At 71.7% G+C, this 21239-nt stretch carries 16 protein-coding genes; 12 read left to right on the top strand and 4 right to left on the bottom strand.

What is annotated here, in order from left to right:
* The first annotated feature begins 158 nt into the window (after positions 1-158).
* On the top strand, positions 159-872 hold the full coding sequence (locus ACWD1U_RS32810) for a class III extradiol dioxygenase subunit B-like domain-containing protein (protein ID WP_451113006.1): 714 nt from the start codon (positions 159-161) through the stop codon (positions 870-872).
* A gap of 89 nt (positions 873-961) precedes the next feature.
* Here the strand turns inward: ACWD1U_RS32810 and ACWD1U_RS32805 are convergent, their stop codons facing one another.
* Positions 962-1309, bottom strand: coding sequence for an antitoxin (locus ACWD1U_RS32805; protein WP_451113005.1), 348 nt, complete (start codon positions 1307-1309; stop codon positions 962-964).
* 27 nt (positions 1310-1336) lie between these two features.
* On the bottom strand, positions 1337-1609 hold the full coding sequence (locus ACWD1U_RS32800) for a hypothetical protein (protein ID WP_451113004.1): 273 nt from the start codon (positions 1607-1609) through the stop codon (positions 1337-1339).
* A 182-nt stretch (positions 1610-1791) separates the two neighbouring features.
* Between ACWD1U_RS32800 and miaA the strand changes: the two genes are divergently transcribed.
* The 6 genes from miaA (at position 1792) to hflX (ending at position 10134) form a co-directional block, all read left to right on the top strand.
* Entirely contained in the window at positions 1792-2730 is a 939-nt protein-coding gene (gene miaA, locus ACWD1U_RS32795) for a tRNA (adenosine(37)-N6)-dimethylallyltransferase MiaA (protein WP_451113003.1), read from the top strand.
* Between the two features lie 108 nt (positions 2731-2838).
* Positions 2839-3342 carry a hypothetical protein gene (locus ACWD1U_RS32790; RefSeq protein ID WP_451113040.1) on the top strand — a complete coding sequence of 168 codons (504 nt, stop codon included), beginning with the start codon at positions 2839-2841 and terminating at the stop codon, positions 3340-3342.
* Positions 3343-3472: 130 nt separating this feature from the next.
* Positions 3473-4345, top strand: coding sequence for a diaminopimelate epimerase (dapF, locus tag ACWD1U_RS32785; protein WP_451113002.1), 873 nt, complete (start codon positions 3473-3475; stop codon positions 4343-4345).
* Positions 4346-4640: 295 nt separating this feature from the next.
* Positions 4641-6821 carry a RelA/SpoT family protein gene (locus tag ACWD1U_RS32780; RefSeq protein ID WP_451113001.1) on the top strand — a complete coding sequence of 727 codons (2181 nt, stop codon included), beginning with the start codon at positions 4641-4643 and terminating at the stop codon, positions 6819-6821.
* 144 nt (positions 6822-6965) lie between these two features.
* Positions 6966-8483, top strand: coding sequence for a M1 family metallopeptidase (locus ACWD1U_RS32775; protein ID WP_451113000.1), 1518 nt, complete (start codon positions 6966-6968; stop codon positions 8481-8483).
* A 157-nt stretch (positions 8484-8640) separates the two neighbouring features.
* Entirely contained in the window at positions 8641-10134 is a 1494-nt protein-coding gene (gene hflX, locus ACWD1U_RS32770; RefSeq protein WP_451112999.1) for a GTPase HflX, read from the top strand.
* Between the two features lie 328 nt (positions 10135-10462).
* Here the strand turns inward: hflX and ACWD1U_RS32765 are convergent, their stop codons facing one another.
* Complete coding sequence (locus ACWD1U_RS32765) at positions 10463-11680, bottom strand: trypsin-like serine peptidase (protein ID WP_451112998.1); 1218 nt, start codon at positions 11678-11680, stop codon at positions 10463-10465.
* Between the two features lie 340 nt (positions 11681-12020).
* Here ACWD1U_RS32765 and ACWD1U_RS32760 point away from each other — a divergent pair, with 340 nt between their 5' ends.
* The 4 genes from ACWD1U_RS32760 to ACWD1U_RS32745 all read left to right on the top strand — a co-directional run bounded on the left by ACWD1U_RS32760 (position 12021) and on the right by ACWD1U_RS32745 (position 18961).
* Positions 12021-13466, top strand: coding sequence for an aminotransferase class III-fold pyridoxal phosphate-dependent enzyme (locus ACWD1U_RS32760; protein WP_451112997.1), 1446 nt, complete (start codon positions 12021-12023; stop codon positions 13464-13466).
* A 205-nt stretch (positions 13467-13671) separates the two neighbouring features.
* Entirely contained in the window at positions 13672-15747 is a 2076-nt protein-coding gene (locus ACWD1U_RS32755) for an IucA/IucC family protein (protein WP_451112996.1), read from the top strand.
* Between the two features lie 84 nt (positions 15748-15831).
* Complete coding sequence (locus ACWD1U_RS32750; RefSeq protein ID WP_451112995.1) at positions 15832-16746, top strand: GNAT family N-acetyltransferase; 915 nt, start codon at positions 15832-15834, stop codon at positions 16744-16746.
* Positions 16747-16984: 238 nt separating this feature from the next.
* Positions 16985-18961 carry an ATP-dependent DNA helicase gene (locus tag ACWD1U_RS32745; RefSeq protein ID WP_451112994.1) on the top strand — a complete coding sequence of 659 codons (1977 nt, stop codon included), beginning with the start codon at positions 16985-16987 and terminating at the stop codon, positions 18959-18961.
* Positions 18962-19143: 182 nt separating this feature from the next.
* Here ACWD1U_RS32745 and lexA read toward each other — a convergent pair whose 3' ends face one another.
* Complete coding sequence (gene lexA / locus ACWD1U_RS32740; protein ID WP_451112993.1) at positions 19144-19923, bottom strand: transcriptional repressor LexA; 780 nt, start codon at positions 19921-19923, stop codon at positions 19144-19146.
* Positions 19924-20544: 621 nt separating this feature from the next.
* On the opposite strand from lexA, the gene nrdR reads away from it, so the two are divergent.
* Positions 20545-21099 (top strand): transcriptional regulator NrdR, encoded by a 555-nt coding sequence (gene nrdR, locus ACWD1U_RS32735; protein ID WP_451112992.1) that lies wholly within the window; start codon positions 20545-20547, stop codon positions 21097-21099.
* Positions 21100-21239: the final 140 nt, after the last annotated feature.

Below are 21239 nucleotides of genomic sequence, written 5' to 3'. Positions count from 1 at the left end.
GACAGGCGCTCGCGTCGACCGTCACTGTCTGGGCCGTCACCGTCTGAGCAGGCACCCGCTCCGCCGCACGAGATGCGTACCGTCTGCGGTCCGGAGGGTCGATCACCGCCCGCCCCGCGGAATGCCTGCCTCCTGACTCCGGAGTTACCCTGCCGATCATGCTTGTCGCCGCCGCTGTCTGCCCCTGCCCGCCCCTGCTCGTTCCCGAGGTCGCCGCGGGCGCTGCCCCGGAGCTGGACGTCGCGCGGGCCGCCTGCGCGGACGCGCTGGGCGTGCTCGCCGCCGCCCGGCCCGACCGGCTCGTGGTCGTCGGGCCGGGGGAGAGCACCGGGCCCGAGACGTATCCGGCGGGCACACAGGGGTCGTTCCGCGGCTTCGGCGTCGATCTCGACGTACGGCTGGGACCGGCCGGGGGCGGGGAGGCGGAGCGGCGGCTGCCGTACTCGCTGACCGTGGCCGCCTGGCTGCTGGAGCGGACCGGGTGGTCCGACGCCCCTGTCGAAGGACTCGGCGTGGGGGAGCGGCTCGCGCCCGAACGGTGTGTCCGGGCCGGGAGGGACGTCGCCGGTCGGGCCGAGCGGGTCGCGCTGCTGGTGATGGGTGATGCCAGCGCCTGCCGGACGCTCAAGGCCCCGGGCTATCTGGACGAGCGGGCGGCGCCCTTCGACGCCGAGGTCGCACGGGCGCTCGGCGCGGCGGACCTGGCCGCCCTCACCGCGCTGGACACCGGTCTGGCGCACGAGCTGAAGGTGTCCGGCCGGTCTCCCTGGCAGGTCCTGGCGGGTGCGGCCGAGGGCGCGGGCCTCGGCGGATCGCTGCTGTACGAGGATGCGCCGTACGGGGTGGGATACATCGTCGCCGCCTGGTCGTAGACCGGACGGCAGGGCGCTGGAAACGGCGGACGGCCGGGAGCGAGCGCTCCGCGGCCGTCCGAGGTGCCCTTCAGTGTGCCGATGTGCGATCAGGAAGCGGGCGGTGGCGCGTCGTCCGGCGGCGGGGTGCCGCCCGCGTCCCGCGGCGGTACCCTCCGGCCCGCCTCCGGCGGCGTGGTCCCCGCGCCGGGCGGCGGTGTCGTGCCGCCGGCGTACGGTCCGCTGTCACCCTGGTGCGCGAGCCGGTCCATGGCGTCCTTGGCGCGGCTCGTGCCGGACCGGATCCTGTCGCTGTACTTGCCCTTGGTCCTCTGGTCGACGACTTGCGCGGCCTTGTCGAGGCCGCGATGGATCTTTCCCTCGTGCCGTTGCGCGAGGTCCGACACCCTGTCCTTGGCCGGGCCCAGTTTGGCCTTCACGTTGTCCAGGAGACCCATGGGTTCACCTTCCCTCGCACGGGGCGGTCACGTACGGGCGCCCTCACCGGCCTCGTTGTCGGCCGCCTTGTCGGTGGACTGCTGCTTGGGGATGTCGACACCTTCGGGCTCGCTGACCTCGGTGGTCGGCTCGGCGGCCGACTGGTCCCCCTCGGGGGCTCCGTCCGCGCCCTTCGACTCCGCGGCCTTGGCCGTCTCCTCCGCCTCGGGCCCGGCCTTCGCCCTGTCGGCCTGAGCGTCGGCGGCAGGCGCCTCCGCCGTGGCCTTCGACCGCCGAAGAAGTCGTGCAAAAACGCCCATATCCACTCCATACGTTACTCGTGCGGGCGAAATCCCGCGTCGCCCGGTGCGTCAGTTTGCGCGGCCCGGGCCACCGCCTCCGCGATCCGGCGGCAGGAACCTCGCAACGGGCAACGACCCCGCGGCTGTGGCGTCACGTAACTCGTTCGAGAGCGGGGTGGGAGGTTTGCGAGACTGGGGCCGTGAGCAGTGCACCCCCCGCCCCCAGCGTCATCGCCGTCGTCGGCCCAACCGCGGCCGGAAAGTCCGATCTGGGCGTCTTCCTGGCCCAGCGTCTCGGCGGCGAGGTCGTCAACGCCGACTCCATGCAGCTCTACCGAGGGATGGACATCGGCACCGCCAAGCTGACGCCCGAGGAACGCGGCGGCGTCGCGCACCACCTCCTGGATCTCTGGGACGTGACCGTCACGGCGTCCGTCGCCGAGTACCAGCGCCTGGCCCGCGAGCGAATCGATGCGCTGCTCGCCGAGGGACGCTGGCCGATCCTGGTCGGCGGCTCCGGTCTGTACGTCCGCGGGGCCGTCGACAACCTGGAGTTTCCCGGCACCGACCCCGAGGTCCGCGCCCGCCTGGAGGAGGAGCTCACGCTGCGCGGCTCCGGCGCGCTGCACGCCCGCCTGGCCGCCGCCGACCCCGAGGCGGCTCGCGCGATCCTGCCGAGCAACGGCCGCCGGGTCGTCCGGGCCCTGGAGGTGATCGAGATCACCGGCAAGCCCTTCACCGCCAACCTCCCCAGTCACGACTCGGTCTACGACACCGTCCAGATCGGCGTCGACGTGGCCCGCCCCGAGTTGGACGAGCGCATCGCCCGCCGGGTCGACCGCATGTGGGACGCCGGTCTCGTCGACGAGGTGCGCGCGCTGGAGGCGCATGGGTTGCGCGAAGGGCGTACGGCCTCGCGTGCGCTCGGCTACCAGCAGGTGCTCGCGGCGCTCGCCGGGGAGTGCACCCTCGAGGAAGCGCGGACCGAGACCGTCCGTGCCACCAAGCGCTTCGCGCGCCGTCAGGATTCATGGTTCAGGCGCGATCCACGGGTGCACTGGTTGAGTGGGGCTGCGGCCGATCGCACAGAACTTCCGCAGCTCGCGCTGTCCTTGGTCGAACGACCGGTTACAGCCTGATCACGTCATGGCATCGGGACGCCCAGGCCGTCATCCGGTCCTGCGACGGCGTGCCATCATCGAGCTTCGATCGACCGAGTTGAGTCCTAGTTGGGAGGGCGCGTGGCGATGGAGGCCGGCCCTCGCGACACCGCACGAAACACCGATCACATCACCGCCGACCGGGAGGACCGGGACGAGGCGGAGCAGGAGACCGACCGTCTCAGCTCCGACGGGCCCGACGAGACGCAGGGTGTGACCGACGACGGACCCGAGCCCGGCGCGATGTTCGCGGACGAGGTCGAGGTCGAGCTGCGCCCGCAGCGCCGGCTGCGCATCTGGCAGCTCGCGCCCATCGTGGGCCTCGCGGCACTCGGCTCCCTGATGTTCGCGTTCCCGCTCGCCTTCGACTTCGGCGACAGCGGCGCCGTCATCGCCATGCTCGGCCTCTTGATCTGCTCGACCGCGGCCGGCTGGGGCATGATGGCCGCCCGCCGCGTCGGCTACACCTGGCCCGGTCTGCCGGCCAAGGGTTCCGGCCGCAGACCCGACTGGCGGGTCGTCCTCGCGTACGCCGTGATGGTCGCCGCGGTGGTCGTACTGGCCGTCTGGCGCGTGGCGAGGCTCCGCTAGAGAACGGGCTCCCTCGAAGGGGCGCGGGGAGCTGCGCGACACGGCCGCGGCGGGCCCGCACGGCCGCACGGCCGGATCCCCCGGCACCCTTCGTCGGCCCTGCTCGCACAGCGCCCCGTACGATCGGGGCATGAGCACGCGGATCGCCTTCCTCAAGGGTCACGGCACCGAGAACGACTTCGTGATCGTCCCGGACCCCGAGAACGCCATCGACCTTCCCTCGGCCGTCGTCGCCGCCCTGTGCGACCGCCGCGCGGGCATCGGCGGTGACGGATTGCTGCACGTGGTGCGGTCCGCGGCGCATCCCGAGGCCGAGGGCATGGCGGCCGAGGCCGAGTGGTTCATGGACTACCGCAACGGCGACGGCTCGATCGCCGAGATGTGCGGCAACGGCGTGCGCGTGTTCGCCCGCTACCTCCAGCGCGCCGGACACGTGACCGAAGGGGACCTCGCCGTCGCCACGCGCGGGGGCGTGAAGACCGTGCACATCGCCAAGGACGGTGACGTCACGGTCGGCATGGGCAAGGCGGTGCTCCCCGAGGGTGACGTCACCGTGAGTGTCGGCGAGCGCAGCTGGCCCGCGCGCAACGTCAACATGGGCAACCCGCACGCGGTCGCCTTCGTGGAGGACCTGGCGGACGCCGGCGATCTGTTCTCGCCGCCGCCCGTCAGCCCGGCCTCCGCTTACCCGGACGGCGTGAACGTCGAGTTCGTGGTCGACCGCGGCCCTCAGCACGTGGCGTTGCGCGTACACGAGCGCGGCTCCGGCGAGACCCGCTCGTGCGGCACCGGCGCGTGCGCGGTCGCCGTGGCCACCGCCCGCCGCGACGGCGCCGACCCGTCGATCACCGGCACCCCGGTGACGTACACCGTGGACGTCCCCGGCGGCACCCTGGTGGTCACCGAGCGTCCCGACGGGGAGATCGAGATGACCGGCCCGGCGGTGATCGTGGCCGAGGGCGAGATCGACGCGGACTGGCTTGGAACCGCCACGCGCGCATGAGCAGGCGCCGGCTGTCCTGACACAGCCTCACGCCGTCGGCCACCCGACCCGAAACCGCCGCCAGGAACCGGCCACTTGGCGGGAAAGGGCCGCCAGGGTCACGGCGTACGGGGGTGCAAACCTCACATTCGTCCCTCGAATGGGTGATCAGTTTCACGCTCGGCGAGAGGCGGTCAGCCGGGCGTGGTGGGCTCGGTAGCATCAAGCACCGGCCCGGACGGGGACCGAAGCCGCCCCCTGAGCCGTGTCCGCCCTGGGGCACCCCGTCCGCCGGTTGACGCAGCCGGAGGTGCCCATGAGTGCGGAGGCCACGAATTCCGTGACCCCAGGCCCGATGCCGGGCGCGGTGTCGGGGCCGGTGACGCCGACAGCGCCGCGCAGAAAGGCCCGCCCCCGGATCGACCTGCGCCGCCTCGGCAGAGCCGCCCTGCTCGGCCCCGCCGCACGCGGTCGGCTGCCCGACGCCATCAGCCACGTCGTCGAGGCCCACCGTGCCCACCACCCCGACGCGGACCTCGAAACCCTGCGCCACGCCTACGTCCTGGCCGAGTCCTCGCACCGCGGCCAGATGCGCAAGAGCGGCGAGCCGTACATCACGCACCCGCTCGCCGTGACCCTGATCCTCGCGGAACTGGGCGCCGAGACGACGACGTTGACCGCCTCCCTGCTCCACGACACCGTCGAGGACACGGACGTGACACTCGACCAGGTCCGCGAGCAGTTCGGTGAGGAGGTCCGCTACCTCGTCGACGGCGTCACCAAACTGGAGAAGGTCGACTACGGCGCCGCCGCAGAGCCCGAGACGTTCCGGAAGATGCTCGTCGCCACCGGCAACGACGTTCGCGTCATGTCGATCAAACTCGCCGACCGGCTGCACAACATGCGCACCCTGGGCGTCATGCGCCCCGAGAAACAGGAGCGCATCGCGAAGGTGACACGTGACGTGCTCATCCCGCTCGCCGAACGGCTCGGCGTCCAGGCGCTCAAGACCGAACTGGAAGACCTGGTCTTCGCGATTCTGCACCCCGAGGAGTACGCGCACACCAGGGAGTTGATCGTCCGCAACGCCGCCCGTGCGGACGACCCTCTGGCCGAGGTCGCCGACGAGGTGCGCGGCGTGCTGCGTGAGGCGGACATCCCGGCCGAAGTCCTCATCCGCCCCCGCCACTTCGTCTCCGTGCACCGGGTCTCCCGCAAACGCGGCCGGCTCCGCGGCTCCGACTTCGGCCGCGTCCTGGTGCTGGTGAACGAGGACGCCGACTGCTACGGCGTCCTGGGCGAGCTGCACACCTGCATGACGCCGGTGGTCTCGGAGTTCAAGGACTTCATCGCCGTACCGAAGTTCAACCTGTACCAGTCCCTGCACACGGCGGTCGCCCGCGAGGACGGCCAGGTCGTCGAAGTCCTCATCCGCACGCACCAGATGCACAAGGTCGCCGAGGCCGGCGTCGTCGCCCTCGGCAACCCGTACGCGCCGGCCCCCGACGACCCCGCCGACGGCGAGCGCGTCGACCCCACGCGCCCGGGGTGGCTCTCCCGGCTCCTCGACTGGCAGGAGGCGGCCCCCGACCCCGACCACTTCTGGTCGACCCTGCGTGAGGACCTAGCCCAGGACCGCGAGATCACCGTCTTCCGGCCCGACGGCGGCACGCTCGGCCTGCCCGAGGGGGCGACCTGTGTGGACGCCGCGTACGCGCAGTACGGCGAGGACGCGCATGCGTGCATCGGCGCCCGCGTCAACGGCCGCCTCGCGACGCTGAGCACCGTCCTGAAGGACGGTGACACCGTCCAGCTCCTCATGGGCCAGGACCCGGCGTCCGAGCCCTCACGGGAGTGGCTGGAGCACGCCCACACGCCCGCGGCCCGGATCGCCATCCAGCGGTGGCTGGCCGCCCACCCGGTGCAGGCCGAGGCACAGCGGAGCGAGGCGCAGGAGGCCCCGGAGGACCGGTCGGCTCTTCGGCCGGCCGCCGACGCACCCGACGCGGACGGGGCCCCCGAGCAGTGTGCCGCACGCGCCGCCACCGCCGATGTCCTCGCCGAGCTGCCCGGCGCGACCGTCCGGCTCGCGCGCTGCTGTACGCCCGTACCGCCCGACGAGATCACCGGCTTCGCCGTACGCGGGGGAGCGGTCACGGTGCACCGCGTGGAGTGCGCCGCTGTGGCGCGTATGCGGGACGGGGGGCGTGCGGAAGTCGGTGTGCGCTGGGGCGAGACCGCCGAGTGCCGGGTCACGCTGGTCGCCGAATCGTTCGTCCGTCCGCACCTGCTCGCGGACCTCACCGAGGCCATGGCCCTAGAAGGCGCCGAGATCGTCTCCGCGACCGTCGAGCCCCCGGCCCAGCAGCAGGTGCGTCACACGTACACCGTGCAGCTCCCGGACGCGGCCCACCTGCCCGCCCTGATGCGGGCCATGCGCAATGTGGCCGGGGTGTACGACGTGGGCCGGGCGCAGCCGCAGACGCAGGGCGGCTGAGCCGGTCCGACGCAGGGACTGGGCGGGCCGGGACCCCCGTCGGCTGAGAGTGGACGGCACCCGGCGCACGGGCCGGTCCCCGGTTCGGGTGGGGCCGACGCGCGCCGCCTCCGTCGCGCCCGCGCGCGCTGGTAGCGGTGGGGCATGCCCCACACCCCCCACACCCCTCACCTCCGAGTGTCCGGCACCCTGCGTCGACGGACATCCGCCGCACTGCTGGCCTCGGCCGTCTCCGTCTGCCTCGTCGCCGCGAGCGACCCCGCCGTCCCGCTCGGCGTCGGCGACCGCCTCTTCCCGTACCTGGGCAACCCCGGCTACGACGTCGCGTCGTACGACCTCTCCCTCACCTACCCGGGCAACAACCGCGAGCCGCTGCGGGCCGTCACCACCATCGACGCCTGGACCACCGCCGACCTGGAGCGGGTCAACCTGGACTTCGCCCACGGCACCGTCGAGTCGGTCGAGGTCGACGGCGACCCCGCGCAGTTCCGCACCGTCGGCGAGGACCTGGTGATCACGCCCGAGGACTCCGTGTCGGACGACAACTGGATGCGGATCACCGTCCGGCACACCAGCGACCCCGTGCCCGCCGAGGGGCGCGAGGGTGGCTGGGTGCGCACCGCGGACGGGCTCGCCATGGCCAACCAGGCCGACGCCGCGCACCTGGTCTTCCCGTGCAACGACCACCCCTCCGACAAGGCGGTCTTCACCATCCGGGTCAGCGCACCCGACGGGCACACGGCGGTCGCCAACGGCCTGCTCGACGGTGTGGACAGGTCGGACGGCTCGACCACGTGGACGTACCGGACCCGGCACCCCATGGCCACCGAGCTGGCCCAGGTCTCCATCGGCCGGTCCACGGTGCTGCACCGCAGCGGCCCGCACGGCCTGCCCGTCCGGGACGTCGTACCGACACAGTTCCGCGAGGCCCTCGAACCCTGGCTGGAGAAGACGCCCGCCCAGATCGAGTGGATGGAGAGCAAGGTCGGCCGCTACCCCTTCGAGACGTACGGCCTGCTCATGGCCGACGCCTCCACCGGCTTCGAACTGGAGACCCAGACGCTCTCCCTCTTCGAGCGGGAACTGTTCACCGAGCCCGTCCACCCGCCGTGGTACGTCGAGTCGATCATGGTCCACGAGCTGGCCCACCAGTGGTTCGGCAACAGTGTCGGCCCCGGCACCTGGTCCGACCTGTGGCTCAACGAGGGGCACGCCACCTGGTACGAGGCCCTGTACGCCGAGGAGCAGGCCGGCAAGCCGGTGCGGGACCGGATGAAGGCCGCGTACGGCGCCTCCGACCGCTGGCGCGCAGCCGGGGGACCACCCGCCGCCCCCAAGGCACCCGAGCCGGGCCGCAAGACCGGCATCTTCCGGCCCAACGTCTACGACGGTGCCGCACTCGTCCTGTACGCCCTGCGCCAGGAGATCGGCCGCCCGGCCTTCGAACGCCTGCAGCGCGCGTGGGTCGGCCGCCACCAGGACGACACGGCCACGACCCGGGACTTCGTCCGGCTCGCCACCGAGATCGCCGGGCGCGACATGGAGGGCTTCTTCCAGGGCTGGCTGTACGGCGAGAAGACCCCGCCGATGCCGGGGCACCCGGACTGGAAGCCGGATGCGCCCGTGAAGCCGGCCGCACCGACCGCGGCAGGCCCCCGATAACACGGTGACGAGACGCCCCGTGCCGTGCGAACATCTTCAGGTCGGCGCGGCACGGAGCGCCGGGGAATCTCCCGGAGTGCTCGTGCGTTGTGGACAGTGACGGGACGGCTCTCAGCGGTCCGTCGCCAAGACGGTTTCCAAGCTACGTAAGGATCCAATGACCTCCTCTTCTTCCTTTTCCCAGGACACCAAGCGCTTCGCGCACAGCCACCCCGAGGGTCTTCGGGCCGATGCCCTGATGGAAGAGGACGTCGCCTGGAGCCACGAGATCGACGGAGAGCGGGACGGCGACCAGTTCGACCGCTCCGAGCGCGCGGCTCTGCGCCGTGTGGCGGGCCTCTCCACCGAGCTCGAGGACGTCACCGAGGTCGAGTACCGCCAGCTCCGCCTGGAGCGGGTCGTCCTCGTCGGCGTCTGGACCACGGGAACCGTGCAGGACGCGGACAACTCCCTCGCGGAGCTCGCCGCCCTCGCGGAGACCGCGGGCGCGCTCGTACTCGACGGTGTCACTCAGCGCCGCGACAAGCCCGACGCGGCCACGTACATCGGCTCCGGCAAGGCCGAGGAGCTGCGCGACATCGTCCTCGAGACGGGCGCGGACACCGTCATCTGCGACGGTGAGCTCAGCCCGGGCCAGCTGATCCACCTCGAGGACGTGGTCAAGGTCAAGGTCATCGACCGCACGGCCCTGATCCTGGACATCTTCGCGCAGCACGCCAAGTCCCGAGAGGGCAAGGCGCAGGTCGCGCTCGCGCAGATGCAGTACATGCTGCCGAGGCTGCGCGGCTGGGGCCAGTCGCTGTCCCGGCAGATGGGCGGCGGCAAGGGCGGCGGCCTCGCCACCCGTGGTCCCGGTGAGACCAAGATCGAGACGGACCGGCGGCGGATCCGCGAGAAGATGGCGAAGATGCGCCGGGAGATCGCGGAGATGAAGACCGGCCGTGAGATCAAGCGCCAGGAGCGCAAGCGTCACAAGGTGCCGTCCGTGGCCATCGCGGGCTACACCAACGCCGGCAAGTCCTCGCTGCTCAACCGCCTCACGGGCGCGGGCGTGCTGGTCGAGAACGCGCTGTTCGCGACCCTCGACCCGACCGTGCGCCGGGCAGAGACCCCGAGCGGTCGGCTGTACACGCTGGCCGACACGGTCGGCTTCGTCCGGCACCTGCCGCACCACCTGGTCGAGGCGTTCCGCTCCACGATGGAGGAGGTCGGCGAGTCCGACCTGATCCTGCACGTGGTGGACGGTTCGCACCCGAACCCGGAGGAGCAGCTGGCCGCCGTGCGCGAGGTGATCAGGGACGTCGGCGCCACCGACGTGCTCGAGATCGTCGTGATCAACAAGGCGGACGCGGCCGACCCCCTGACCCTGCAGCGGCTGCTGCGCGTCGAGAAGCGGTCCATCGCCGTCTCGGCCCGCACCGGCCAGGGCATCGAGGAACTGCTCGCGCTCATCGACAACGAACTGCCGCGCCCGTCGGTCGAGATCGAGGTGCTCGTGCCGTACACGCACGGCAAGCTGGTCGCACGTGCCCACGACGAGGGCGAGGTGATCTCCGAGGAGCACACCCCGGAGGGCACCCTGCTCAAGCTGCGGGTGCATGAGGAACTGGCGGCGGAGCTCACGCCGTACGTTCCGGCTCCGGCGCTCTGACGCCGTCGGCCCTGAAGTGAGAAGGCCCGCCCCCTGGAAAGCGCCTCCCAGGGAGTGGGCCTTCGGCATGCCCCGGTCAGCGACCGCCGTAGGTCTTGCTCATGTCGCTCATGCGTGCTGCGTGTGCATGTCATGAATGCGCCGGAGGCCCCGGCTCCGGCGCGACACCCCACTGCGCCCGCATACGGGGGTGGGGTCGTGAAGGTGTCTGATGAGCCCACACGCCGGTGCGCCGGGTACATGGCCGGAGCACCCGGCGCGTCAGGGGCGCCCGGTACCCTGCCGGTGCGCCGGGCGCCACCCCACCGCCGAGGCGCTCAGTCGGTGCTCACCGCTCCGCGTACTTCTCACTGACCGAGTCGTACACGCGTTTGGCCACGTCGCCCAGGCGCGGTCCCGCCAGCCAGCCCGACGTCACCGGGCCGATCGAGGTGTTGGACACCAGCGCCGGCTCGCCGTCCGAGCCCGTCGCGACCCAGCCGCCGCCGGACGAACCGCCGGTCATGGTGCAGCCGATGCGGTACATCGTCGGATCCGACGCGGTGACCGACAGCCGCCCGGGCCGGTCCTGGCACTGGTACAGCTTCTGCCCGTCGTACGGCGGCGCGGCCGGGTAGCCGATCGCCGTGAGGCTCTTCACCTTCGGTACGGCGGGCGCCCTGAAGTCGACCGGCAGCGCCGAACCGACCGTCTCCTCCAGCGACTTGCCGCCACTTCCCTTTTCCGGCGTCACATGGATGACCGCGAAGTCGTACGGGGCGCCGTCCCCGCCCGTCGACCCGCCCTGCTCGATCCACCGGTCCGAGGTCTGCGCCCAGTCGCCCCACCAGACGCCGTAAGGGGCAACGTCCTCACGGGTGGCGTTCTCCAGCGCCTCGACCGGCTTGCCGTCGTCGTTGTACGACGGCACGAACGCGATGTTGCGGTACCAGCCGCCCTTCTTGCCCGCGTGCACGCAGTGGCCCGCCGTCCACACCAGGTTGGACTTGCCCGGGTGGGCCGGGTCCTTCACCACCGTCGCCGAGCAGACGGCCGAGCCCTCGGGGGAGTCGAAGAACACCTTGCCTGCCGTGGGCGCGTTGGCGTGGTACGACGGCGGCACGGCCTGCGCCTCGACCGGCTGGGGTGCGGGGTCGGTGACCCCCTGGTCACCGGAGAGGTCGCCGACGCCCTGGTCCGGCTCCTCGGCCTCCCGCATGCGGTCCGGGTCCCACAGGCCCTCGATGATCGGGTTGACGTACTCGTTGGCCTCGCGCAGCCATTCGTCCCGGTCCCAGTTCTTCCAGGCGCCGTTCTTCCACTTGTCGATGTCGATCCCGTGCTCGCGGAGCCGGTCCCGGATGTCGTCCGGGATCCTCAACTTGCCGTCGTCCGAGGTGATGGCGGACGGGGAGGACTCACCGCTCGCCTCGGCGTCCCCCGACTCACAGGCGGTGGCGGTCAGCGCGAGCGCCGAGGCGAGGGCCACGGCGGCCAGCACGGGGGAGTTCCTGCGGTGCGCCCTCCCCCCTCGGCCGGTGACGGACGACTGCCGTGTGGATCGCATGATCTGACTCCCCCTGAGGTGAAACGAACTGGAACGAACCGTCGCCTCGGGCGTGATCTCCGCCCGACTCGCGGGGAGTTCAGGTCGGTCTCACGGCATCACGGCGTCCGGGAACGGCACCACACACTATGCGGTGGCTGTGGGGGCGGTCCGACGGAACGGCAACAGTTCCGTCACGGAAAGGATCTTGATGCAACCCGTAACCCCGTGCGCGGTCCGGGGTTGGTAGCGGTGGGGGTCCTGCTGTCTGTGTGCGGTCCTCCGTACCCGTGCCCAGTGGGAGGTCAGGCAAGCCGTGGCGGAATCCGCTCGTGGGGGTTGTGCGTCAGAGGAGGCCGCTGTGCGGCGTACGCAGGTGAAATCCTTCCCCGGTGGAGCCGCCGAGGACACGGTCCCGGCAGCACGATCCGCGCAGGAGGTGCTCCCGCGCCGCCAGTCCGCACGCGAGTCCGCGGCCCGCACCTACGCCCGCGCCTTGCCGATCGTGCCCGTGCGGGCACGAGGACTGACCATCGAGGGCGCGGACGGCCGCCGCTACCTGGACTGCCTCTCCGGCGCCGGCGCGCTCGCCCTCGGGCACAACCACCCGGTCGTTCTCGGCGCCATCCGCAAGGTCCTCGACTCCGGCGCGCCCCTGAACGCCCTGGACTTCACCACCCCCGTCAAGGAAGCCTTCGTCACCGAGCTCCTCCGCACCCTGCCGCCGGAACTCGCCGCGCGGGCCCGCGTGCGGTTCTGCGGCCCGTCCGGCAGCGACGCCCTGCACACCGCCTCCGAACTGGCACGCGCGGCGACCGGGCGGACCGGTCTCGTGACGTTCACCGGCGCCCACCACTGCACCGCCACGGGATCACTCGACGCGTCCGCCGACACACGGGCCGCCCGCCCGACCAGCTCACGGGGCTACCACTGCCCCTATGGGCTCGAGGGTGAGCGCGGCGTCGACCACGCCGCCGACTGGGCCGCGTCTCTCCTGGGCGACCCCGGGCCGGGCCGGTCGCTTCCCGCCGGGATGATCGTCGAGCCCGTCCAGGGCGAGGGCGGGGTGCTCCCCGCGCCGGACGCCTGGCTGCGGCGCATGCGGCAGCTCACCGCCGACCGGTCCGTCCCCCTCATCGCCGACGAGATCCAGACCGGCGTCGGACGGACCGGCGCCTTCTGGGCGGTCCAGCACAGCGGGGTGTGTCCCGATGTGATGGTCCTCTCCGACGCCATCGGAGGCAGCCTGCCGCTGGCCGTCGTGGTCCACCGCGACGACCTCGGCACCGGGGAACCCGACACCCAGGCCGCCCCCTTCCGCGGCAACCAACTCGCCATGGCCGCCGGGGCGGCGACCCTCGCCCACGTCCGCGAGAACGGTCTCGCCGAGCGGGCCGCGACTGTCGGGTCACGCATGCTCGATCAACTCCAGGGACTGGTCGGGCAGTTCGCGTGTGTGGGAGAGGTGAGGGGGAGAGGGCTGATGATCGGGGTGGAACTGGTGGATCGGGATGCCTCGGGGGGTGCAGAGGGCACGGGTGGCGGCAAGGGGGCACCGGGGGCACATGACAGCGGACGCCGGACGCTTCCCGCCGCCCCCGACCTGGCGGCCGCGGTCCAGCGCGAGTGCCTGCGGCGCGGCCTCATCGTCGGTCTCGGCGGCCGTCCAGCGAGCGTCGTACGGCTGCTGCCGCCCTTGACGATCACGGATGAACAAGCGGCCGCCGTACTGGACCGCTTGGCCGACGCTGTCGGGACGGTGGCCCGGTGCCACGGGGCCGCACTGCAGCACCGGGTAGGCGAGTGAGTCTCCAGGGCGTGACGGGCCACGCCACGAACCGTCGCCCTGCCGGTCTTCTGCTCACTGGCCTTCCTGCCGCAGGCCTACGCGTCGCGGGCTTACACGTCGCGAGTCCTCACCTTCTGACGCCTGCGGCCGAGTAGCTCTCTCGTCCGCAAACCTCGCCCTGTCCGACTGCATGTCCCCGGAACCATCCCACGAGGTACCTGTCTTGAACGCCATCCCCGAACCCGACGGCCATGCCACGACGAGGGCACAAGGCTCTGCTGATCACCGAGTCTCGGGGGCCTCGCGGGCGTCGGAGAATCCGGCGGTCCCCCGGCAGAGGCCTGCGGCCCAATGCGCCGAGGGGCTGGGGCACGGCGGCTGTGCCTCCGACGCCCTGGAGCATCCCGACCCGCACACCGTCGCCCAGGCAGCCGCCGTGGAGAACCTGCTGCGCTGTTGGGTGCGCGAAACAGGCCGACCCGCCCCCGCCGACGGCATCCTCCACATTCCCCTTCCCGCCAGCGGCACGGGCCTCCTCGCCCCGGTCCGCTACTGGTCGCCGACAGGCTGGCATCGCTTCGGCCCGCCTCGTCTGGCCCACGCTCCCGACCCGGCTCCGCCGGCCGACGCCGTCACGATCGCCGCCCTGCTCGCCAGGGAGACGCCACGCAGGGCGATCGGCCCCTGCCATGGCCCCGGATCCGTCTCCGGTCCTGCTGCCGGTCCCAGGGCGGCCCGCGATTTCGGCACTCCCGTGAGCACCCTGGACCCCCGTCCCATGTGTGCCGCAGACCCCGCCGTCGACACCGGTGTCGTCGACAGCGTCGGGTTCGTCGCGAGTGTCGCCGACTCCGTCCGCCGCGTCGCCGTCTTCCTCAGCGACCGCCGGGAACACCCGGCCGGCGGACCCGATCTCTTCCTCTCCGCGGAGCAGGCACTCCTCCTCGGACACCCCCTGCATCCGGCCCCGAAGAGCCGCGAGGGTCTCTCCGAGGCCGAAGCCCGGCTGTTCTCGCCCGAGTTGTGCGGCTCCTTCCCTCTGCACTGGATGGCTGTAGCCCCCTCCGTCCTCGCCACCGACACCTCCTGGACCGAACGCGGCCGCCCTGTCGCCGCCGCCACCCTCACCGCCCGTCTGGCCGGGGCCGGAATCCCGCTGCCCGACGGGTACGCCCTCCTGCCCCTGCACCCCTGGCAGGCGCGCGAGGTCCTGCACCGTCCCGAGACCGCTGCCCTGCTGGACGGCGGACTCCTCCGTGACCTGGGCACCCACGGCACCCCCTGGCAGCCCACCTCCTCCGTACGCACCGTCTACCGGACGGGCGCACCCGCGATGCTCAAGCTGTCGCTGGCCCTGCGCATCACCAACTCCCGTCGTGAGAATCTCCGCAAGGAGCTCCACCGCGGCGTCGAAATCCACCGCCTGCTCCGCAGCGGCCTCGCGCAGCAGTGGCAGGCTGTGCACCCGGGCTTCGACATCGTCCGCGACCCCGCCTGGCTCGCTGTCGACGGATCCGACGGCGCCCCGCTGCCCGGTCTGGACGTGGTGATCCGCCACAACCCGTTCAGCCCTTCGGACGATGTCTCCTGCGTCGCCGGTCTCGTCTCCCCGCGCCCGAGCTCACCGACCCCGCCGCCGGGAACCGGCCCGGACTCCCCGAAGACACCGGGCCCGGCCCTGCGGTCTCGGCTGGCCGAGGTCGTCACACGCCTCGCCCGCCGGACCGGCCGGCCCCGCGGAGCCGTCGCCGCCGAGTGGTTCCTGCGGTACCTCGAGCACGCTGTGCGCCCCGTCCTGTGGCTGGACGGTGAGGCCGGCGTCGCCCTTGAGGCCCACCAGCAGAACACCCTGCTTCTGCTGGACGCCGACGGCTGGCCCGCGGGCGGCCGCTACCGCGACAACCAGGGCTACTACTTCCGCGAGTCCCGGCGCGCGGACCTCGACGCCCGGCTGCCCGGCATCGGAGAGCAGAGCGACACGTTCGTCGGCGACGAGGTCACCGACGAGCGCCTCGCGTACTACCTGGCGGTCAACAACGTGCTCGGCCTCATCGGCGCGTTCGGCTCCCAGCGACTGGCGGACGAACGCCTGCTGCTCGCCGCCTTCCGCCGTTTCCTCGGGAACGTCGCCTCCGGCCCGGACCGGTTGCGCACCTCCCTGCCCGCCCGGCTGCTCGACTCACCCGTCCTGCGCTGCAAGGCCAACCTGCTGACCCGGCTGCACGGCCTGGACGAACTTGTCGGCCCGGTCGACACCCAGTCCGTCTACGTCACCATCGCCAACCCCCTGTACTGCTGATCACCCCGACGGTCCCCGACCACGACCGACCTTCTTCATCCGTCCCTGAGGACATGCCCATCCCCCTTCTGAGAGGAGCGTGCGGTGCCGCCCGTCGAACCGACCGCCGATACCGGCATCGCTGTCACCGCGGGGGCCGACGCCCATGTCGACTCCTTTTCCGGTGCCGGTGCTGGTTCCACCAACCCCTCCGACATCGGCACGGACGCGGCTTCCGGTGCGGGTTCTGGTGCCGACGCCGGTGCTGAGCGTGGTGCGGACGGGCACGCCGAGGACACCATGGACCTTCGGCTGCCGGACGAACTCCTCGCCCTCGTCGCGGAAGAGGCGACCGGTACCCGCGACGGATCACCGTGGCGCGACCAGGACCCCGCACGGTGCTCCTTCCCCCTCACCACGGCCGGCGCGGCCTCCGGCCTTCCGTACGAGGATCTCCTCGACCGCGTCGCCGACTGGGGGCCGGCCGAGACGCCCTCGGGCGTGTTCCGCCTCGTCCCCGTACGCGTGGAACGCGACCTGCAACTCATCAGCCGCTGGATGAACGACCCCGCCGCCGCGGCCTTCTGGGAACTGTCCGGACCGCAGAGCGTGACCGAGGACCATCTACGAGCCCAGCTCGCCGGTGACGGACGCAGCGTGCCGTGCATCGGCGTGCTGGACGGAAAGCCGATGAGCTACTGGGAGATCTATCGGGCGGATCTGGACCCCCTGGCCCGCCACTACCCGGCCCGGCCTCACGACACCGGACTGCATCTCCTCGTCGGCGGGGTCGCAGACCGAGGACGCGGTCTCGGCGGCCTGCTGCTCCGCGCCGTGGCCGATCTCGTTCTCGCGGAGCGGCCCTCCTGCGCACGCGTCATCGCGGAACCCGACATCCGCAACACCCCCTCCGTCGCCGCTTTCCTCAGCGCCGGCTTCCGGCTCTCCGCCGAGGTCGACCTGCCCGCCAAGCGGGCCGCCCTCATGGTCCGTGACCGGTCTGTCCGGCATCTCCTGTAGCGCTGTGCCACCGCGCCATCACTCATTGAACACGGCCCGCGCCGCCGAGGTTCCGCGCGCCGACGGAATTCCTCGATCTGCTCGCCCTGTCCCGGGCGGCCACAGCAGACGGTCGCCGGTCAGTGACCGTCCTCCACCACCCGTCACCACCCGTCGAGGAGTCCCAGCCCTTGATCCCGCCCCCTGCGCCCGCCTTGATCACCCGTTTGTCAGTGCCGGGTCGTAGGGTGGTCGCGCTATGACGAAGCCCTCACTCCCCGAACTCCTCCATGCTGCCGTCGCTGCCGTCGGCGGTACGGAGCGCCCCGGTCAGGTGGCCATGGCCGAAGCCGTCGAAGCAGCGATCGACGACGGCTCCCACCTGCTGGTCCAGGCCGGCACCGGCACCGGCAAGTCGCTGGGTTACCTGGTGCCCGCGCTCGCGCACGGGGAGCGTGTGGTCGTCGCGACCGCCACCCTGGCCCTGCAGCGCCAGCTGGTCGAACGCGACCTGCCGAGAACGGTCGAGTCGCTGCACCCCCTGCTGCGCCGCCGGCCCGAGTTCGCGATGCTCAAGGGCAGGTCGAACTACCTGTGCCTGCACCGCCTGCACGAGGGTGTCCCGCAGGACGAGGAGGAGGGCCTCTTCGACCAGTTCGAGGCGGCCGCTCCGACCAGCAAGCTGGGCCAGGACCTGCTGCGGGTGCGCGACTGGGCCGACGAGACCGAGACCGGCGACCGTGACGACCTCACGCCAGGCATCTCGGACCGGGCCTGGGCCCAGGTGTCGGTGTCGTCGAGGGAGTGCCTGGGCGCCTCGAAGTGCGCGTACGGCGCCGAGTGCTTCGCCGAGATGGCCCGTGAGCGTGCCAAGCTCGCCGAGGTCGTCGTCACCAACCACGCGCTGCTCGCGATCGACGCTATCGAGGGCGCCCCGGTCCTCCCGCAGCACGAGGTGCTGATCGTCGACGAGGCCCACGAACTGGTCTCCCGCGTCACCGGGGTCGCCACCGGCGAACTCACGCCGGGGCAGGTCAACCGAGCCGTGCGCCGGGCCGCGAGACTCGTCAACGAGAAGGCCGCGGATCAGCTCCAGACCGCCGCCGAGGGTTTCGAACGGTTGATGGAGCTGGCGCTTCCCGGCCGTCTGGAGGAGATCCCGGAGGACCTCGGGTACGCGCTCATGGCGCTGCGCGACGCGTGCCGGACGGTCATCTCCGCGATCGGCACCACCCGCGACAAGTCCGTCCAGGACGAGGACGCGGTCCGCAAGCAGGCCCTGGCCTCCGTGGAGAACGTGCACGACGTCGCGGAGCGGATCACGAACGGCTCCGAATGGGACGTGGTCTGGTACGAGCGCCACGACCGCTTCGGCGCATCCCTGCGCGTCGCCCCCATGTCCGTCTCGGGGCTGCTGCGGGAGAAGCTCTTCGCTGACCGCTCCGTGGTTCTGACCTCCGCGACGCTGAAGCTCGGCGGCGACTTCAACGGCGTCGGCGCCTCCCTGGGCCTCGCCCCCGAGGGCACCGAGGGCGACGACCTCCCGCAGTGGAAGGGCATCGACGTCGGCTCGCCTTTCGACTACCGCAAGCAGGGCATCCTGTACGTCGCCAAGCACTTGGCGCGCCCGGCGCGGGACGGCGACCGCGCGGACATGCTCGATGAGCTGACGGAGCTGATCCAGGCGGCGGGCGGGCGCACCCTGGGCCTGTTCTCCTCGATGCGCGGCGCCCAGCTGGCCGCGGAGGAGCTGCGCTCCCGGATCCCGGAGTTCCCGATCCTGCTGCAGGGAGAGGAGACGCTCGGCGAGCTCATCAAGAACTTCGCGGCAGACCCCAAGACCTGCCTCTTCGGCACACTCTCGCTCTGGCAGGGCGTGGACGTTCCCGGACCCAGCTGTCAGCTGGTCGTCATGGACAAGATCCCGTTCCCGCGCCCGGACGACCCTCTGATGAGCGCCCGCCAGAAGGCCGTGGAGGACGCGGGCGGCAACGGCTTCATGGCGGTCGCCGCCACCCACGCCGCGCTCCTCATGGCCCAGGGCGCCGGCCGTCTCGTACGGGCGGCGGGCGACCGTGGCGTGGTCGCCGTGCTGGACCAGCGCCTGGCGACGGCCCGGTACGGGGGGTATCTGAAGGCGTCGCTGCCCGACTTCTGGTACACGACGGACCGCAACCAGGTGCGGAAGTCACTCGCGGCGATCGACGCGGTGGCCCAGCAGGCGGAGGACGGCTGACTCGGGGTCGCTCTGCGGCGACCGAGCGACAGGCCGGCCCCCATGTCAGGTGCCGGCCCTGGATCCCGCTGGTCAGCTCACATACCGACCCCGGACAGCGCAGGACCCCGGAACCGGCGCAGGGGTCCCGGGGTCCGGTCAGGGGGCGGGCCGACTGGGCCCGCCCGACGCGGCGCGCTGGGTCAGACGCGGCGCAGTACGGCCACCACCTTGCCGAGGATGGTCGCGTCGTCGCCGGGGATCGGCTCGTAGGCCGCGTTGTGCGGCAGCAGCCAGACGTGGCCGTCCTCGCGCTTGAAGCGCTTGACGGTGGCTTCGCCGTCGAGCATCGCGGCCACGATGTCGCCGTTCTCTGCGACCGGCTGGCGGCGGACCGTGACCCAGTCACCGTCGCAGATCGCGGCCTCGATCATCGAGTCACCGACGACCTTCAGGACGAACAGCTCACCGTCGCCGACGAGCTGGCGGGGGAGGGGGAAGACGTCCTCGACGGACTCCTCCGCGAGGATCGGACCACCGGCGGCGATACGGCCGACCAGCGGGACGTACGACGCGGCCGGCTTGCCCGCCGTGTCCGTGGGCTGCGCGGAGGCGGCCTGGTCAGAGCCGCGCACTTCGTAGGCGCGCGGACGGTGCGGGTCGCGGCGCAGGAAGCCCTTGCGCTCCAGTGCCATCAGCTGGTGTGCGACGGAGGAGGTGCTGGACAGGCCGACGGCCTGGCCGATCTCCCGCATCGACGGCGGATAGCCGCGACGCTGCACCGAATCCCTGATGACCTCGATCACCCGACGCTGGCGGTCGGTGAGTCCGGAGCTGTCCGCCCGGATGCCCGGAGGTCGTCCCGGCAGGGAGCGCTTGTGCCCCTCAGGGTTCGTGGCGTCGTTCATCGCATGCACCGGCTCCAGTCGGCCCTGGGAGCGGTCCTGGGCAGTGATGGCGGCGCTGTCTGCGGTGGTGGTCACGTCGGCCCCTCTCGATGGTCTCCCTGCTGGACAACGGTAGTTGCTTTCGAAAGGTTGCGCCAAACACACGTTCGAGTGAAAAATCGCGAATCATCGGACGCGATCATGTGTCCGGGTGTATTGGCGGCCGCGCCACCTGGCGGGCAAAAGGGCCCATTGCTGTACTCTTCACCGCCGGGGTGATCGCCTCGTGGACTGTTGCCCCAGTCTGCCATCCGGCATCCCCCTGCCCTGGGACGAGCCCTCATCTGTGCGGGAGTCCCACGCCCCCTCCCCGCGGCGCCCACGGTATCTCCGCATGTGCCGCAGCGATACGCCTGCGGTACGAAAGGGAGGCGGCCGTGTCGGGGTGACGTCGCGGACAGCGGTGCCGCCGAAGGCGTGGGGGCGGTGGGGCCCGGCCTGTCATGTGTCACCAGGGCCTTGGCGTCCGACACGCGCGTACGGCCTGGAAGTGTGAGCTGATCCCCACATCTAGTGGTTGGATTGCTACAGCAGCCCAGAAGTTGTGGTCCCCCGGGTCTCCGCACTCATGGTCATCGCCTATGCTTGGGGCTGCTTCGTGGGGCGCAAGAGGCCCAGCGAGGCTATTGAGTCTGCTGTGAGGAGGGTTGGGAATTCATGCACTGCCCCTTCTGCAGGCACCCCGACAGTCGTGTCGTCGACAGTCGTACGACCGACGACGGCACGTCGATCCGCAGGCGCCGCCAGTGCCCTGACTGCTCCCGTCGTTTCACGACCGTGGAGACGTGCTCGCTCATGGTGGTCAAGCGGTCCGGAGTCACCGAGCCTTTCAGTCGTACGAAGATCATCAACGGTGTGCGCAAGGCGTGCCAGGGGCGGCCTGTCACCGAGGACGCGCTCGCCCAGCTCGGCCAGCGGGTCGAGGAGGCGGTGCGGGCCACCGGAAGCGCCGAGCTGACCACCCACGATGTGGGGCTGGCCATACTCGGCCCGTTGCAGGAGCTGGATCTCGTCGCCTACCTGCGGTTCGCGTCCGTCTACCGAGCCTTCGACTCGCTCGACGACTTCGAGGTGGCCATCGCGGAACTCAGGGCGGAGACGGGACACCCCGACGCGGACGACGAAGACCGCGCGGACGCGGGGAGCCAGGAAGACGACCGCGGGCCCGGAGGGGCGGCACCCGTCCCCGAGCCCGCAGGCGCCGCCGACTGACCGGCGGGCCGGACCCGGACGGCAGCTCGGGGCCCGGCCGGGCGGCGGCGATATGAAGACCTGTTGCGGGCGATGAGAGTAGGTGCCCGCAATACCAGACAGAACACCGTGCCACGGGAACAACGGGGCACTTCAGGGCG

The sequence above is a fragment of the Streptomyces sp. NPDC002788 genome (assembly GCF_053592115.1).
This window is presented reverse-complemented; position numbering and strand designations above follow the sequence as displayed.